This window comes from Mucilaginibacter rubeus, from assembly GCF_003286415.2.
Taxonomy (GTDB): domain Bacteria; phylum Bacteroidota; class Bacteroidia; order Sphingobacteriales; family Sphingobacteriaceae; genus Mucilaginibacter; species Mucilaginibacter rubeus_A.
Genome location: NZ_CP043450.1, coordinates 6,542,709 through 6,560,030 on the forward strand (window position 1 = coordinate 6,542,709; position 17,322 = coordinate 6,560,030).

Annotated in this window: 17 protein-coding genes; 12 read left to right on the forward strand and 5 right to left on the reverse strand. The window is 39.7% G+C overall.

From position 1 onward, the window contains the following. Nucleotides 1-37: 37 nt before the first annotated feature. The 8 genes from DEO27_RS26400 to DEO27_RS26435 all read left to right on the forward strand — a co-directional run bounded on the left by DEO27_RS26400 (nt 38) and on the right by DEO27_RS26435 (nt 5,618). Nucleotides 38-856, forward strand: a complete 819-nt coding sequence (locus DEO27_RS26400) for a phytanoyl-CoA dioxygenase family protein (RefSeq protein WP_112574613.1) — start codon at nt 38-40, stop codon at nt 854-856. 22 nt (nt 857-878) lie between these two features. After that, complete coding sequence (locus tag DEO27_RS26405) at nt 879-1,979, forward strand: cellulase family glycosylhydrolase (RefSeq protein ID WP_112574612.1); 1,101 nt, start codon at nt 879-881, stop codon at nt 1,977-1,979. 41 nt (nt 1,980-2,020) lie between these two features. Continuing rightward, nucleotides 2,021-2,890, forward strand: a complete 870-nt coding sequence (locus DEO27_RS26410) for an AraC family transcriptional regulator (protein ID WP_112574611.1) — start codon at nt 2,021-2,023, stop codon at nt 2,888-2,890. A 48-nt stretch (nt 2,891-2,938) separates the two neighbouring features. Then, complete coding sequence (locus tag DEO27_RS26415; protein WP_112574610.1) at nt 2,939-3,286, forward strand: bleomycin resistance protein; 348 nt, start codon at nt 2,939-2,941, stop codon at nt 3,284-3,286. Between the two features lie 123 nt (nt 3,287-3,409). Then, nucleotides 3,410-3,667 carry a hypothetical protein gene (locus tag DEO27_RS26420; RefSeq protein ID WP_112574609.1) on the forward strand — a complete coding sequence of 86 codons (258 nt, stop codon included), beginning with the start codon at nt 3,410-3,412 and terminating at the stop codon, nt 3,665-3,667. Between the two features lie 127 nt (nt 3,668-3,794). Further along, a complete protein-coding gene (locus DEO27_RS26425) occupies nt 3,795-4,367 on the forward strand; it encodes a Crp/Fnr family transcriptional regulator (RefSeq protein WP_112574608.1) in 573 nt (190 codons plus the stop codon). Nucleotides 4,368-4,589: 222 nt separating this feature from the next. Further along, nucleotides 4,590-5,258: a type 1 glutamine amidotransferase domain-containing protein gene (locus tag DEO27_RS26430; protein ID WP_112574607.1), complete on the forward strand. Its 669-nt coding sequence runs from the start codon at nt 4,590-4,592 to the stop codon at nt 5,256-5,258. Nucleotides 5,259-5,315: 57 nt separating this feature from the next. Continuing rightward, on the forward strand, nt 5,316-5,618 hold the full coding sequence (locus tag DEO27_RS26435) for a putative quinol monooxygenase (RefSeq protein ID WP_112574606.1): 303 nt from the start codon (nt 5,316-5,318) through the stop codon (nt 5,616-5,618). Between the two features lie 66 nt (nt 5,619-5,684). Here DEO27_RS26435 and DEO27_RS26440 read toward each other — a convergent pair whose 3' ends face one another. Further along, entirely contained in the window at nt 5,685-6,302 is a 618-nt protein-coding gene (locus tag DEO27_RS26440; RefSeq protein WP_223818059.1) for a class I SAM-dependent methyltransferase, read from the reverse strand. Nucleotides 6,303-6,512: 210 nt separating this feature from the next. Here DEO27_RS26440 and DEO27_RS26445 point away from each other — a divergent pair, with 210 nt between their 5' ends. Both DEO27_RS26445 and DEO27_RS26450 read left to right on the forward strand, forming a co-directional pair. Beyond that, nucleotides 6,513-7,100 (forward strand): Crp/Fnr family transcriptional regulator, encoded by a 588-nt coding sequence (locus tag DEO27_RS26445; RefSeq protein ID WP_112574604.1) that lies wholly within the window; start codon nt 6,513-6,515, stop codon nt 7,098-7,100. A gap of 81 nt (nt 7,101-7,181) precedes the next feature. Next, a complete protein-coding gene (locus DEO27_RS26450) occupies nt 7,182-7,862 on the forward strand; it encodes an alpha/beta fold hydrolase (RefSeq protein WP_112574695.1) in 681 nt (226 codons plus the stop codon). Nucleotides 7,863-7,997: 135 nt separating this feature from the next. Here DEO27_RS26450 and DEO27_RS26455 read toward each other — a convergent pair whose 3' ends face one another. The 3 genes from DEO27_RS26455 to DEO27_RS26465 form a co-directional block, all read right to left on the reverse strand. Then, nucleotides 7,998-8,864, reverse strand: a complete 867-nt coding sequence (locus DEO27_RS26455; RefSeq protein ID WP_112574603.1) for an alpha/beta fold hydrolase — start codon at nt 8,862-8,864, stop codon at nt 7,998-8,000. A gap of 164 nt (nt 8,865-9,028) precedes the next feature. Continuing rightward, nucleotides 9,029-9,610, reverse strand: coding sequence for a Crp/Fnr family transcriptional regulator (locus tag DEO27_RS26460; RefSeq protein ID WP_112574602.1), 582 nt, complete (start codon nt 9,608-9,610; stop codon nt 9,029-9,031). 78 nt (nt 9,611-9,688) lie between these two features. Then, the gene (locus DEO27_RS26465) at nt 9,689-10,729 is read right to left on the reverse strand and encodes a methyltransferase (protein WP_112574601.1); all 1,041 of its coding nucleotides are present in this window, start codon (nt 10,727-10,729) and stop codon (nt 9,689-9,691) included. A 412-nt stretch (nt 10,730-11,141) separates the two neighbouring features. Between DEO27_RS26465 and DEO27_RS26470 the strand changes: the two genes are divergently transcribed. Together DEO27_RS26470 and DEO27_RS26475 are read left to right on the forward strand one after the other, a co-directional pair. Next, a complete protein-coding gene (locus DEO27_RS26470; RefSeq protein WP_112574600.1) occupies nt 11,142-12,602 on the forward strand; it encodes a toll/interleukin-1 receptor domain-containing protein in 1,461 nt (486 codons plus the stop codon). Continuing rightward, entirely contained in the window at nt 12,602-15,928 is a 3,327-nt protein-coding gene (locus tag DEO27_RS26475) for a hypothetical protein (protein WP_112574599.1), read from the forward strand. The genes DEO27_RS26470 and DEO27_RS26475 overlap by 1 nt, the downstream gene beginning before the upstream one ends. Before the next feature lie 170 nt (nt 15,929-16,098). Here the strand turns inward: DEO27_RS26475 and DEO27_RS26480 are convergent, their stop codons facing one another. After that, complete coding sequence (locus tag DEO27_RS26480) at nt 16,099-17,238, reverse strand: sensor histidine kinase (RefSeq protein WP_223818060.1); 1,140 nt, start codon at nt 17,236-17,238, stop codon at nt 16,099-16,101. Between the last annotated feature and the right edge of the window lie 84 nt (nt 17,239-17,322).

Below are 17,322 nucleotides of genomic sequence, written 5' to 3' on the forward strand. Positions count from 1 at the left end.
TCAGTCACGCTAACCAATTATAACCTAATTTATTCCCATGATCCAGACAGAAAAACCGATGCTTAACGGCACTATTAATGTGGATGCGGAGCTCATTAATGATTTCAGGCAGCAGGGGCATGTGCTTATCAAAAACATATTACAGGCCGATGAGGTAGCCCATTACCGCGACGTGATTAACAAGGCTGTAAACCGCTATAATACCGAAACCCGGGCCATGCAAGACAGGGATACTTATGGCAAAGCTTTCCTCCAGATCATGAACCTGTGGGAAGTTGATGATAACGTGAAGGAATTTACCCTCGCCAAACGCTTTGCAAAAATTGCCGCGGATTTGTTGGGTGTTGAACATGTGCGTATTTATCATGACCAGGCTTTGTTTAAAGAGGCAGGCGGTGGCTTTACACCATGGCATCAGGATCAGTATTACTGGCCGCTGGATACCAGTAAAACGGTTACCATGTGGATGCCGCTAATGGATATTGATGTTGAGCTGGGCATGCTCACTTTCGCCTCAGGATCGCACCTAAATGGCTTTGCAGAAAATATTCCGATCTCGGATGAATCTGAAACATCGCTGCAAAAACACATCAGGGAGAAGAACTATCCTATTACCCGCGCCGAAACCATGCAGGCCGGCGATGCTACCTGGCATTACGGCTGGACTTTACATAACGCGCCGGGTAATAGTTCTGAAGATACCACCCGCGAGGTGATGACCATTATTTATTATGCCGATGGTGCTCACGTAACCGAGCCGCAAAACAAACACCAGGAAAACGACCGGCATCGCTGGCTCGGCGGCTTAAACGCAGGCGACGCAGCCCAGTCACACTTAAACCCTTTAGCTTACTGATAAACCTGATCACCGTTTTAAAATGATAAAAAAGCTTTTTTTACAGATAATATTAATCGTTTGCATTTCAAACTGCTTTGCACAAAGCCCGGATAGACGCTGGCCGGAAGCCCGTATCTGGGCCTGGTACAACCAGCAGCCCTGGTATTGCGGCTTTAATTATATCCCGGCTTATGCCATCAATTATACCGCCATGTGGGATAAAACAACTTTTAATGAAGCGGCTATTGATAAGGAGCTGGCACTGGCCGAAAAATCGGGTATGAACTCGTTAAGGGCCGTGCTGCAATATGCCGTATACGCCGATGATCCTAAATATTTCATAAACACTTTAGATAAATTTATGGCGATATGCGATAAACATCATATCAAATTTATCCCGGCTTTGTTTGATGATTGTTCATTCGGTATTACCAACGATCCTAAAACAGGCAAACAGCCCGAGCCATTGATGGGTTGGTATGCCTGGGCCTGGTCGCCAAGCCCGGGGCATAGCATGGTGGTTGATTCTGCCACACATCCAAAGCTCAAGAAATATGTAACCGAGGTAATTGCAAGGTTTAAAAACGACAAACGCATTTTAATGTGGGACTTGTATAATGAACCTACAAACGGTGGTTTAGGCACAGCTACCTTTCCCCTGCTTAAAAAAACTATTGTTTGGGCAAGGGCAGTAAATCCTTCGCAGCCGCTAACCATTGGCATTTTTGATCAAAATCCACGATTGAACAAGATCATTACCGACAATGTAGACCTGATCACTTTTCATGACTATGGCGATAAGGAACATGTTACCAAAACCATAGAAGAGCTTAAGCAATACAATCGCCCTATGATCAATACCGAGTGGATGAACCGGCCATGGAAATCTACCGTGAGCGAAATTGTACCAGTGTTTTATCAGTATAAGGTAGGATGTAACCTGTGGGGACTGGTTAACGGCAAAACGCAAACTAATTTACCATGGGGCCACCGCCCCGGCGATCCGGAGCAAAAACTATGGCAGCATGACCTTTACAGTGGTGATTTTAAACCATACAAATCCGCCGAAATTGACTCGTTAAAGTTGTTCATCGACAGATCCAAAAGCGCCGAATATATCAGTGAACATCAGCACAAATAGGATAATTTGGTTACTTTGTATATCAAAATTATCCGGCACCGATGATCAAGCCTACTTTAGAAGCTCTAAACAGTCATGACAAAAACACGTTTCTGGCCAGGTTGTTTGAGCAACATGAGTTTGAGTCACCCTATCATTTTCATCCCGAATATGAGTTAACGGCTATTCTGAAAGGCGAAGGCAACCGGTTTGTGGGCAATAACATGTCGGCCTATCAACAGGGCGACCTGGTGCTGATTGGCAGCAATGTGCCGCATTGCTGGAAAACGACTTTACATAACGAGGAGATCAACGCGAAATCGGTAGTGATCCAGTTCAATATCGATTTTTTAGGGGTCAATTTCTTTGAGAACCAATCGGCCTGGAAGGTTGTGCAGTTGCTCAATAAAAGTTTTCACGGCATCCACTTTAGTGGCGAGGACACAACGGCAATTATTGATCTGATGCTGGCGCTCGTTAAGGTGGATGATCCGTTTAAAAAGCTTATCCTGTTGCTAAATATTCTTGATAATTTAACCGGCCATGCATCGTACCGGTACTTAAATGCCGAGCCGGTGATTTACAGCCCGCAGGGGATAGAGCATCAGCGGCTAAAACTTGTGCAAAGTTTTATTATTGATAATTTCAGGAGTAAGATAAGCCTTGATGAAGTAGCCGAGGTAGGCAGCATGACCAAAAACGCGTTCTGCAAATTTTATAAAAAAACAACCGGAAAAACACTGACCGAAGCCATTACCTACTACCGGCTGCAATATGCCATGCAGCAGTTGATATCAACAGATAAAAACGCTACCCAAATCAGTTTTGATTCGGGGTTTAGCGATGTGGCATCATTCCATAAGATATTTAAGCTATCTACAGGTAAGAGCCCCTTGGGGTATAGGAAGCATCATTTAGAGATTATTGGTTGATTGCTGTGAGAGTTGTAAATTGGGCTGTGTAATTCGAAAGCTACGGTAATGTTTAAACGCTCGACACCTATATTGGCCTCGCTGGATGAAGCTAAAACAATTGATTTTTATACTGAAAAGTTAGGCTTTACCTTTAGTGATAGCCATAACGGATATTTAATATTTACCCGGGATGGTATTAATGTGCATTTATTCCCCTGCGATGATAAGGAAGCTTGCCGTAATATGGGCTGTTATATTTATGTGACCGATATCGAGCAGCTTTATGAGGAATATCAGCAACTGGGCCTCATCCATCCAAACGGCCCGTTGCGAATGATGCCCTGGGGTTTGCGGCAATTTGCTGTTGTGGATAACAATGGCAACATCTTTTATTTTGCCGATTATAAAGAATAACAACAAGGACTTTCCATTTTTCGGAGCCATATAAATTTTATGTTAAATTATAGCATTGTAAGCTTCGGTATTTACTAATTGTTAAAATATACTTAACTTAGTATTAAACAACATTGGTAATATATGTCGCAAAGCAAACTGCCGCTCTATGCTATAGTTGAATTATTGATGCGTCTTGCCGGTATTAACGCTCAAATCGGAAATTATAAGAACCATACCGAACGTGGGGATGAGGTTCTGGTTAGAACCACTAACGGCTCCATTCAACTTTCCAGAACTCTTGTTTTATCTCAATTTAACAGGCCTGAGGATATTCAAAAACGGGATTTGGAATCGCTGGCCTCCAGGTTTAGAAGAAGGTTAAGCAAAACAAAGGGGTAAGCGTGCCAATTGCTTGATCTGTAATTGTGGGTGCCGATGTGCCCAAATGCCTGAATTTGCCTATATTTAAATCCCTTGCGTCGGGCAGCGATACATCATAGGCAATATTTATAGAACTACCTCACTAATGGATAAACTCCGCAAGCATATCGAAGCAATAATCGCGATCAGTGATGAGGAGTTTGAATTTGTAAAACCTTTTTTTACTTATAAAAGAGTAAAGAAACATCAATACCTTACCCAGGAGGGCGATACCGTTACATTTGAATACCTGATCCTATCGGGCGTTTTCAGGATGTTTTACCTGGATAACGACGGCAAGGAGTACATTGTGCAATTTGCCGGCGAAAACTGGTGGATGGCAGATTACCAGGCTTATTTTAAAGATAAAAAAGCCACGCTCAACATTGTATGTATGGAAGATGCCGAGGTACTCTGCCTCACCCTGCACGGCCGTGAAACCCTCTCCGTCGAATCGCACAAAATGGAACATTTTTTTAGGGTAAAGCTTACAAATGGTTATGTAGCGTTGCAGCGAAGGATCATATCATTGCTTTCCAGCTCGCCGCAACAACGGTATGAAGAGTTCGGCAGGCTTTATCCACACCTGATGCAAAGGATCCCTAAAAAGTATATAGCCGAGTATCTCGGTGTTAGCCGCGAAACTTTAAGCAGGCTTTATTCCAACAGTAAAGTTTAATAGCGGCCATGCGATTCGATTTTGTTGGATTCTGTATTTAATTATCTGTTAATAAATATTTTAAGTTGTTGTTGCCTGCGTAGGTCTCTCGAAAGTGTGATCCGGATCACACTTTTTCTGTGACTTGCTTCCTTGTATCGGGGCTCCCCAATTTTGGACATTTGTTATGTAAATCAAACAACAAAACAAACATCCATTATTAACAACTTAAATTTTAAAGCCATGAAAAAGAGAATCTTATTTGTAGTATCAAGTGCAAGTGTAATTGGTCCACACAACCGCGCTACCGGAAATTTACTTACCGAAGTTGCCAACCCTTACCAAACGTTTAAAAAGCAGGGCTACGATATTGATGTATACAGCGTTAATGGCGGCGAAGCCCCGATAGATATGGTTGAACTGGACGATGAACTGAACGTTGCTTTCCTGAACGGAGAGGGTGCCGATGCTATGAGAAATACAAAAAAAATAGACCAGGTGTCAATAGCCGGTTATGACGCGGTATTTGTTCCCGGCGGTTTAGCTCCTGTAGTAGATATGCCTGAGAATGTTGCAGTGCAAAACATTTTATCGGGTATGTACGAAAAAGGTGGTGTAGTAAGCGCAGTTTGTCACGGTCCGGTGGCGTTGATCAACGTGAAATTGAACAATGGCAGCTACCTGATTGACGGTAAAAATGTTACCGGTTTCAGCAAAGCCGAAGAAGAAAACTACGCCAAAGAAGATGTTCCGTTTGAATTGGAGGATGCCCTGAAACAGCGTGGTGCTAATTACAGTGCTACCGCCCCATGGCAGGCTTATGTAGTTACCGACGGGCGTTTGGTTACCGGCCAAAACCCGGCATCGGCAAAAGGTGTAGCCGAAAGCGTAATTAAAATTTTAGAAGCATAATTAAGCCCGCTCCTTTTATTTTAGATAAAAGGAGAAGATATTTTAAAACATAAAAAAATGAACCAGCAAACCATTAATGTTTTTGCCAAATGGCAAGTTAAAGAAGGGAAGTTAAACACAGTGCTCGACTTACTTGCCGGGGTTGCCAAACAAAGCCGGGCAGAAGAAGGCAACCTGTTTTATAAAATCAACCAAAGCACTACCGATGCCAATACGCTGCTATTATTTGAAGCTTATAAAGATGAAGCGGCTGTTGCGGATCATCGCGGATCAGTACACTTTCAAACCATTGTTGTAGGGCAAATTGTTCCGCTATTGGAGAGCCGTGAGGTTTTTGTAACCACCGAAATAGGTATTTGATATTGCGGATTGATTGGGAAAAAGCCTCCGCTTATATTGTGGGGGCTTTTGTATAGATAATATCTATTATTTGTTCTTGCGGCATTTAATTAAAAAGAAGGGGAAGTTTTCGATTACTTCCACAATCTCAAACAAACCGGCTCCACCGAATTCGGCAGCGATTGATTCACGGTCGTAAAAGAACATCCTGACTCCTTCAAAAATCTCGTAACGATCATCGCTGATCAGTTTTCCTTGTCCATAGGTTGGGGCTTCCTTTGATATCGCCGTGAAAACCATGTAGCCATTATCAGTTAACTGATTATAGCAGTCGGCTATCAGTTTCTTTCGTTCGTCGCTGTCAAGTAAATGAATTAAAGCATAACAAAATATCCCATCGTATTGATTATGATCAAATGGCATATCGGTTACGGAGCCATGATAGATAGCCATATCAGTTCTATAATGCTTTCTGGCCATTTCAATGGCTGTTTTTGATATTTCAATTCCGGTCACGTTAATGCCGTTCTCTCTGAAGATCTGTGCATTCCGGCCATAACCAATGCCGGGGATGAGCATGTTTTTTACAGATTTCTCAACAAAAAACTCTTTTGTCAATACAGCAGACTTTGATGGTTCAAATCCCCACATTTCCTGCTTTTCCACAAAGCTTTTCTCCCAAAATTCGGGTTTTTCTTTTGTCATAATCATTTCTGTATACGGCCAAATTAGACATTTAACATACATCTCAAAATATTCAGTGATTGTAAAGAATAATTATGGCGCTGAAACTACAAAACAATAATTGTTTTATACTTGATTTGTAGAATGAAGCAGGATGCTTTTTACGGGAATTTATGTAACAGGTACAAAGTGTCTGTTTATTTTTTAGCATATTAACGGAAACATATTTTAATGAAACTCGAATTACCACAATGGTATGGGCAGCTCAAGAAAAAATATCCAATAGTAACCGACCAGGAATGGCAGTTACTGCATTCAATGGCTGTTGTTAAACATATTAAAAAAGGCGATTCGTTTTTAAAGTACGGGAAGGTGGCCCGCTTTTCGGCCTTTGTTATATCCGGGTTGTTTAAATTCTCTATTCTTGATGACGACGGTAACGAGAAGATCATCAAATTCGGATTCCCCGATGATTTTCTGGCAAATTGTGAAAGCTATAATAAAAAGGCCCCTTCTGCGGTAAGTATTACGGCACTTGAAGACGCGGTGATCTTGAAGATCAATATCAAAAAAATGCAGCCTCTTTATGATCTGCATATAAACCTGCTGCATGTAAACTTGCAGTTATACCAGGAGATACTTGAACAGCAATCAGAGCACGAGCATATCCTGTCGTTAAAAAGCCCTGCGAGGCGTTACCGGTACCTGCTGGAGCGCCGCCCTGCCATTATACAAAAAATTTCGCTTACCAATATTGCCCGCTACCTCTATATCAGCCGGGAAGCCTTAAGCCGGGCAAGGTTATACCTACTAAAATAACCTGGCGGCTTTTGTGACCAGAATCACAAAATAGGTTTATTATGGGGAATAGCTTTGTCTAAAAAACAGATGAAGCAAAGCATGATATTACTCCATGGGTTATTTGGAGGCCTAAGCAACTGGACAAGAGTTGTTAAGCATTTTGAAGATAGATTTGATATTTATATACCCAAACTGCCTATATACGAAAACCCTAAAAACAACCTGGAGCATCTCCTTAATTTTCTTGAAACGATGATCGCATCGGCAGACCTGAAAAATGTTATCCTGGTAGGTAATTCACTTGGTGGACATATTGCTATACTTTATACTCATCGTCACCCTGATAACGTAGCTAAATTGATATTGACCGGCAGTTCCGGACTTTATGAAAACACCCAGGTGGGCAGTTACCTTAAACGGGGAAATCATACATATATTAAGGAAAGAGTGGCTGCTACATTTTATGATCCTACCATTGCAACCGATGAGCTTGTGTCTGAGGTGATGCAAATCACTACAGATCCGTTGAAATGCCAGTGCGCTGTCAGAACTGCCAGGTCGGCTCAAAGAGATAATGTGCTTTCGCGTCTTCCTGAAATATGGGTACCTGTTTTATTGATATGGGGCGAGGACGATCAAATTACCCCGCCTCATGTCGCAAATGAATTTAACACCCATTTACTCAATTCAAAACTTGTTATGATTCCCGAATGTGGGCATGCGCCGATGATGGAAAAGCCAGAAACCTTTAATGAAATATTAGGCAAATTTCTTTGTTGACATTGGTAGTATCGTCCCCACAAAAAAGGGCCTTTAGAATTAATCTGAAGGCCCCGGGATGGTCATAGAATTATTGCTTTCAAAAGCAATTGCAACAGAATGTGGCCTTGTAAAAGGCTAAATTGATGTTCGCAATTATTTTACGCCATTAAGAAAGTCAGTTAGCTGTTTAACAAACAGGTCGGGGAACTGATATTGTGCTCCATGGTTTGAATCCGGATAAATAATCAGCTGCGCGTCGGGCAGATTTTGTTGCAGCAAAAAGGAGTTGACCGTTGGGAATATAATGTCATTGTGGCCGGTTAACACAAACACAGGCTGCTTAATGGCCTTTAAATAAGTATAATCGCCAGGGTTGATATTGGCCCAGCCTTTAATTGCGGCCGACTGTGCAGGTGCTACCTGTTCGCTGATCTTGCTGTCGCGATTTTCAACTCTGCCATTTTTTACGCGGTTCAGAAATTTATAAGCGGCTTGCTGACTGGTTGTTGTTGGTGAAAACAGGGTTTCCAGTAAGATCTCATATTCTGAAGGAAATTCTTTGGCAAAAATGGCCCAAACTTCAGGCGTAAAATCATCAATCTCGTGTCCTCCACGTGGAGCCGTACCCAGTAAGATCAATTTATTAACGAGCTCGGGCCTATCAAGCGTAAATTGTTGAGCTACCATGCGCCCCATAGAGAAACCCAGCAGGTCTATCTTTTCCAAACCAAGCGCGTCAATAAATGCTTCCGCGTCTTTAGCTATGGCCGCTATATTGTCGGGTGTTTCTCCGCCGGTGCTCGCTACTCCCCTGTTATTAAAAATGATGATCTCACGGTCCCGCGCCAGGGCGTCCAGTACCCTGGGGTCCCAGTTTTCCATGGTGCCGGTAAAGTGCTGCAAATGCACCAGCGGCAAGCCCGCTTTGTTGCCGAAACGACGGTAAGCGAACGAAGTGCCATTTATAGATATAAACTGAGTAGGAACAGTTGATGCAGTGTATTCGATATTAGTTTTCATGATAAAAAAAAATGTTTGAATTATTTGCCCGAACTACCGGGCTACAAAACAAAGGTGAGAGGTAATGGCCTTCGGAAAAGAAGCCATATGACGCAAAATGGCGTTGACATTTGTCACGCTTTTTGCAACAGAAAGAGAATGTTTGGGGGAGAATAGTCCCTTATTTAATCGCGGCGTGTAAAGTCTTTTCGAATGCGGCTCAAGGTTTCGCGCGAGATTCCCAGGTAAGAGGCAACCATATGCAGGGGAACGCTGTTAAACACTTTGGGATATGTTTTTTGGAACTCGAGATATTTTTCTTCTGCCGAATTGCTGATCAATGAAAATATGCGCTGCTGACTGGTTTCGTAACCACGTGCTAAAAGCTTCTCATTAAATAATTTTACCGCGGGAATGGTTTCTCTTAGCTCTTCCCATTTCTCTTTAGTCCAGATGATAACAGTACTGGCAGTTAATGCTTCAATGTTGTATTCAGAAGGTTTTTCATGATTGTAGCTCTCCTGGTCGCTAATCCACCAATTCTCTACTCCGAATCTAAGCGTATGGTCTGTTCCATCGGCACTAAACCTATACAGGCGAAAACAACCGGTAGTAATAAAGCATGTGATTTTCCAAACTTCGCCTTCGTGCAGGATAGATTGCCATTTACGTAACTTTCTTTCCATACTTGCAGCACGGATCAACTCCAGCTCTTCGTCAGAAATAGAAACCCATTGGCGTAAGTACTTTTCGAAGACATCAAACATGGTGAGCAAAGCTAACCAAATAGATTAAACAGTAAACATGAAGCATGTTTACGAATTGTAAAACGTGCTTACGCGATATTATTTATAAGCGATAGCCGCGCTTGATGGTCCGGTTAAGGGTAGTAGTGTTGTTGATTTAAACCCGGCAATATTCGCCCACTTATTAAAATCGGCAAAGGTGTAGTCAAACCCGGTTCCGGTTTCAATAAGCATGTTCAAACTCATCATCAACCCAAAAACGTTTTGTTTCCTTTCGTTATCTATAACGTTCTCGATGGCTACAAACGCACCTCCGGCAGGGAGCGCGTCATATGCTTTTCGCATTAAGGCTATTTTGTTTTCTTCGTCCCAGTCATGCAGGATATTTCCCATTACAACCACATCGGCGCTGGGTATTGGCATGCTAAAGAAATCGCCACTGGCGGTATTTACCCTGTCTTCCAACCCAAATTTCTGTATAGAAGCACTTGCCACGGGTTCAACAGGCGGCAGATCGAAAGTTGTACAGTGCATGTGTTCATTATGCTTGGCAACCATAATTGAAAGCAACCCGGCCGAACCGCCCACATCAATCAGTGTTTTATATTGGGAGAAATCAAACTTTTGAGCAAATGCCATAAAGTTGCCCATCTGGATGCCGCTCATAGCGCCCGTAAATTCTTTTAGTTTTTCGGGATCCTGGTATATCAAACCAAAAAAGTCTTCACTCCTTTTCGCCTCGTTTTGCGGCAATCCGGTAAGGAGCCCTTCACCCAGGCTTCCCCAAAATGTATATAGGCGATTATTAGCCATTTCAAGAATGCCTCCGATATAAGATGGCTTGTTTTTATCCAAAAATGTATCCGTATCTATAGTGTTCGAGTAAGTGGCAGCATCCAAAATACCTTCGCGCTTTAAAAAACCAAACGCGGTTAGGGCATCCATAAAATCATAAACATTTCTGTCGGTACATTTAAGCCCTAAAAGGTCTTTAACGTTTTTGGCCGTCATGGATTTCTTTTGGGCAAGAGTAGTAAATAATTGAAAGCTAACGGCAGTTAACAAGATTTTTGAGGCCCAAAAGCCGGTGCCGATTTTCATAATATTTTCTGGTGATGGTTGGTTAGGTTGCTGTTCCATTTTCTTAAAATTATCGGTTTATAAGTGGTGGTGCCAGGAAGAGGGTTCTTAATACTCGGTGAAATTGGTTATCTAATTTACAGGGATTTAGTTTAAGAAAGAAGAGGGTAATAGTTGTTCTTTTAAGCAGAATAATATTTTGATCAACAAATATTAATTCTTGAAAATTGAAAAAAATCATTCTACCAATACTATTAGTTAATAGAAATTAGTATTTGTCAAACTGTAAATGTTTTATTGATAAATTATTCGTAATGTGTTGCAAATCAGATATTATTAATTTAACTTCAAAACCAATAGGAATATTATTGCTCTTTTATTGTGCTTTAAAATGTGACTAAAAATAAATTTTAACACCCATATAAATCTGAATTAATAAATAACCAATTTAAAAATCAGGAAAAGTGATGTTATGGAAAATTTTGCAGAAGAGCCTGTTTATCAGAATATTGATCAGGAAACGATTGATTTCATTGTAGACTCCCTAATAGGAGGTAAATGTATCCTGTTTCTGGGGCCCGAATTGTTGATTAATGATTCTGAGGAAAAGCACTATAAGGTCTATTTTAAAGAGATAGCAAAAAAATATCCGAAATTTATTTATAAATATTTTTCAAGGGATAATGTATTTGCATTCCAAAAGTCAAATAGTCATGTTGGGAATATCCTGTTTGAAACCAAGATTAGAAATGAGATAAAACAGTTTTACGAAACAGGTGGAGACGATGTAATCTTGAATCTGATTTCGCAACTTCCATTTCCGCTAATTATTAATGTAGCGCCCGATAATGCCATCAATAAGATTTTTACCAAGAATAATTTCTCCGTTCGCCCAGGTTACTATCCAGACCCTTCCTTTTCCGGCGTAGAAAAGCCAACAACTGCGCGCCCCGTCATTTACAACATATTTGGCAGCATTGAAGAGCCGCAATCTATCATACTCACTCATGAGGAGCTTTTTAAGACAATTAAAAATCTAATGCAGGAGGATACCATTCCCGAAAATATAGTGAATACAATAAAGCAGGCCAGATGCTTTATCTTTTTAGGAATGCGTTTTGAAACCTGGTATTATCAATTGTTGCTAAGTATTTTTGACATAGAAATATCAGAGTCTATAAAACTTGGAGCCCCGAAAGATATCGATGATGAGACTGTTAGTATAATGGATAAGTATTTCAGGATAAATTTTACAAAGTCTAACTCCCTTGAGTTTATTAGTAAAATATATAAAGCGCTGCAAGCTTATCCTGAGCATCTGCGGACCTCCACAATTAAAACTTCTACTTCGGCATATCTTTCTTACGCCTGGGAAGACGCTCAGGATCCTGGGCGTGAATATTGGGTAGATCGAATCGATAGGCGATTTAGAAACGCAGGAGTAAAGTTTTCACGAGATAAAAGTGTCCTGACTATACAAGACAGCATTCAGGCTTTTATGAACCGAATAGGGCAAGGCCGGGTAATTTCTATAGTAGTTAGCGAAAAATATTTATTTTCTGAATATTGTATGTATGAGGCCTGGAGCATTTTTAAAAATGACAACTTTTTGGACAGGGCCTTTATATTGATTTTGCCAGATGTGGATTTTACAAACAAAGAGAAGTACATTGAGTATTGGCAATCTAAAACAAATACCATTAGAAATAAACTTGAAAATGATTTTCATAATGACTATCTGGCTTTCGACCAGTTCATGACAGCCAGCAAGAATAATTTTTACATCCTATTGTTTATAAACCAATTCTTAAATATTCTGACAGATAGAATTTGGCCGCGTATATTAAATAATATAGAAGAACATCAGCTGGCTAATGAAGAAATATTTAAGGGTTATATAGATACTGTTTTAGAAAAATTGACAGAAGAGTAATGACAATTCAAAGGTATAGGTTTCCCGGGACGAAACCGTTTAGCTTAACAGACCAGGATATATTTGAAGGCCGTAAAAAAAGTATTCACCGACTTTATGACCTGCTGCAAAAAAAAAGCATGATTGTGTTTTATTCGGAGTCAGGCTTAGGTAAAAGCTCCCTAATCAATGCCGGGCTTATACCGTTGTTCCAATCCTCAAACAAGGAGAGTTATTTTCCGGTGAAAGTAAGGTTTTTGGCCAATGAAAATAGAATTGCAAACAAATTAGGTGAGGATGAAAGAGTACTATTGCTAAAAACGGTAGCGCAGTTAAATGAAGCAAACAAATCACTGGCATCTATAATATTGCCTTTTGCAGACGCAGATCGGTCTGATCTATGGCATGAGGCTAAAAAATTCCAGATGAACAATTTTAAACTGCTACTGATATTTGACCAGGCTGAGGAACTTTTTACATACAGTCAAAGACAGATAGATTTTTTTAAAGAACAGCTTTACACGATCTTATCCAATCACCTACCTTCTTATCTAAATAAAAGAATCACCAGTTATTTAAGTAGTTATAACGACCAGTCAGGTGATGTGGCGGAGACCGATAAAATTGATAGCGATCTTGATTTTATTTATAAACAGCTTAATGTTAAAATTTTATTCGTTATAAGAGAAGACAAATTTGGTTATTTTGACTTATTCTCGGATTTCTTTCCTGATATTTTAAAAAACACTTACCGTTTAAAACCTCTTGAAGAAACGGAAGCCAGGGAAGCAATCTTGTTGCCGGCTTGCGCAGAAGGTGCCTTTTTGTCGCCTAAGTTTGATTTTACAGCGGAAGGGATAGAGCAGTTATTGCAAATACTGGTAGAGGACGATAATACGTTTGATCCTTATACGATTCAATTAAGCTGTAGTTATATTGAGCGTTCTTTGGCCATGAAGGGCAAAGTTTTAATTGATAAGGAAGACATCCCGCAAAAAGGCATAATAGAAAAGGAGTATTTTGATAACGTATGGTCTTCTGTTCCGTCAGGTTTTTTGGAAAATGTTCCGCTTTATAAAAAAATATTAGCAGAAAAGCTTATCGATCAGGATAACAAAATACGAATCAAAACATATGAAAATAATTTTCTACATCCCCTGGTTTTAAAAGCCCTTGTACAGGAAGGTTTGATCAGGGAAGATCATAGTGCCTATGAAGGTAAATACTATGAGCTTAGCCATGACAGGCTTGTGAAACCAATATTAGAATTTTATAAACAGCAGAAAGATGAGGAGGATTTAGAAAAGGCCAACCAACTTTATAGTAAATTACTTAGAAATGCTGTTGATACATATGAGTTGACTAATAAAGAAACCCGGGCGATAGAGGTGCTTGTTGAAGAACTGTTACTAAATAATCTTATTCGGGTTGCCATAGATTATTCAAAGGTATTGCAACTGCCACATATGAGAGAAGATGCCATACAATATCTCATAAAAGAGGAGTTTTTACTGTTGAAGGATGGTGCTTTAGAAATCAGCGAAGATAAATATGTCGACGCAGTCGCTAAAAGCTATCGGGCAAGAAAAAACAAAGAAGACGAAGAAAAAGCCAAAGTTCATCAGAAAAGGCGAATCCAAATAGGTGCCCTGATTACGGTTGCTGCCGGTATCTTCATAGCGCTATATCTGTGGAAGAGTGATAGCCAGCAAAACATGATAAAGGATTTCATTAAGTTAAATGTTGCAAATAGTTACCTCGACAATGGAGACCTTGAAAAAGCATATGGTATATATGGCTATATTTATAACAGTAACGATTATTTTAAAAAGCAGATAGATGATAAAACTAAAAGGCTGAATTATACAGATTTACCCGGAAATCCTATATATGCTTTAAGCAATAATCGTATCCTTTCAATACTTGATTCCGGCAAGACGGCCCAAATTTGGAAAATAGGATTAGAGGACAGTATCTCACGTTCATGTGTTATACACAACAAACGTTTAATGGCACTATCTCCAAATCGGCGTTATGTAGGCATCTTATCCGGTCAGAAAATAAATCTATATGATGCACAAACAAACCATCATTCTATTTTGCTAAAGAGTATCTCCAAAGATATTGGTTTCGGATTTTCGTATAACTCTGATTACTTTAGCTGTATAAGAGATAGCATTGTATGGGTGTACGCCCTTACTGATAGCCTAAAATCAAAAAAATACAGATTCGATCAATCCTTTTATAAAACCAGTATAAGCGATGTAAAAGACATAATTTATATGTCAGACAGCGTTATCTATGGCAAGATAGAAAATTACCTGGCCCGTTGGGTGAAGAATAGAAAGGGCATTATGGAATTAGATGTAAATGGCATCCTCAAAAGTAGCGCAATAGGATGGTGCTCTATTAACAAAGACTCAATTATATTTCTTACCAAAAATGGGCTTGAGATTAAAAATCTTGAAAACAATAAGCAAGAGCTTTTATTGAAAGCAGACCTTTCAAATTATACGCAAATTAACGAGGTGTCGAACAATATATTACTTTTGAAAACGCCATATACCGATAAGTTGAAAAAGGTTGTGGCTGGTAAATATGCCCACTTGGCGTTTTACAGAATAGGAGATAAACATATTTATGAAATTTTAAAAGATCAGGTTATTGACAAGTTTTCGATTAGTAAGGATTATGAAAAATGTATTGTTCGGGCCAATAGCAAACAAATATATCTCGTTGATAGAATTGCCGAAACGGCCAAGCCAATAACTTTTTTTACAGATTCAATATATGATATATCAGATGATGGAAAATATATTCTATTCGTTAAAGAGCGAATCGATGACAAAAAAGTTGCGCCGAGTTCAGGATATCCTATTGAAAACGCAACTAAAAGCTTACCTGATACAAGCGCTCTGTTATTTTTGACTGATCTAAAAACCGGTAAATATACTGAAGTAGACAAATTGATAGCCGATCCGTCACGTATAAAAAATACAACTATTTATGGAAAATATTTTTTTCGGTTTAATCCAAATTCTGATTGCATAGCGTACTTAAGACGAGGAGATAAGGATTCTTTATCGATGAGGGTAAGAAGAACTGCGGATTTAAAAATAGTATATAATTCGGTCGGCCCCGAAACGTTTTTAGACAATGGGAGAAGCAAGGATTTTACTTCTGTGTTTATCCATATTCAAAAACGAGATACTATCAATAAAAAAGCGGGTATTAAGCTTTTAAATACCAGGGCCAGGAATTCACAGTATTTCTTGAGTTTGTATAAGCGATTGGGGAGTAATGAATTAGATAGAGAGTTGAAGAGGGCTAACGCTTTGCCTCATTAGAGCAATTATAACATTGTATTATATTTATTGTGTGATTATTCAGCGTGTCCATAGAAGTATAGTTAATTACATCATCCAATATAGTTTGTATCTTCTGAAGAAGAGATTTAGAGGTATCTTATGAAATTATGCTGCTAAGCTCTTCTTAATTTATATTGTATACGATTAAATTATTCCACCTTCGCCGGAATAAAAATAAAAAAGCTGGAGCCCTGTCCAAATGTGCTTCCAAAGCCAATACTACCGCCCTGGCGTTCTATAAATTCTTTACACAACAATAAACCCAGGCCAACACCTTTCTCATTGTTGGTGCCAAATGAAGGATCTGATGTTACGCGGAAAATATGCTGTTGTTCAGCCTCGGCTATACCTTTTCCATTATCGCTAACAGTCAATTTAACTTTATGGGCTAATGCCTGAGCGCTTATAGTGATGTTGCCCCCTTTTGGGGTGAACTTGATGGCGTTATTCACGAGGTTGCGTACCACCAGTTGCAGCATATCGGTATCGGCAATTACAATTATTTTTTCATTAATATCGTAAGTCAAAGTTATACCCTTTTTTATCGCCAGCATTTTTTCCAGGTCAAGCGTACTCTTTAATACCGAAGCAAGGTTTACCTCCTGTAAGTTTACCGTAGGGTATTCCATTTGCGATTTTGTCCAATAGAGCAGATTGGTAAGCATTTGCATGGTATTGTTGGTGGCGGCAAGCAAATCTTTTTCTAATACCACTCGTTGAGTATTGTCAAGCTCGTGTTCGTTAAGCAATTCCAGGTAACCCTGTATATTAATAAGTGGTGCCCGCATATCATGCGAAATGATCGACATCAGTTTGTTCTTCTCCGCGTTACTTTGTTCCAGCAAGCCTTTTTGTAGCAGGATCTCGTTGTTTTTTAATTCAACAATAACCCTTTCTTTATCATAACTGCGCTTAATGAAGCTGATGATGAAATAAATGGCAATTACAGGTAACGGAAATGCGGTAATCCTGTCGATAAACTGGCCTTTGCCTGCAGTAAAGGGATATTGAACCAAAGCGGGATATTGGTATTCCACCATGTGCAGTATCACGAAGGCCGCTATATAGATCACTAACCAGGTTAAATAGTGCCTGTAAGGCGAAATGGCGAATAGCATCAACAAATAAGCAGGCCATATTAAATCGGTAGAGCCATTGATGCCCGAATTGGCAAAATAATTAACAGAAAAAAGAAGCAGACCAGTTAAGCCAAATACAATATTGTTATGCTTTTTACCGTGATACCGGGAATAGTAATATTGATAGAAAAAGAAGCAGGCAATTACCAAACAGGATAGCGCTGCAACATACAACCCTGCGAAAATATTATAAGGTATATAAAAGCAAGCCAAAACTATAGCACAGATACTTAT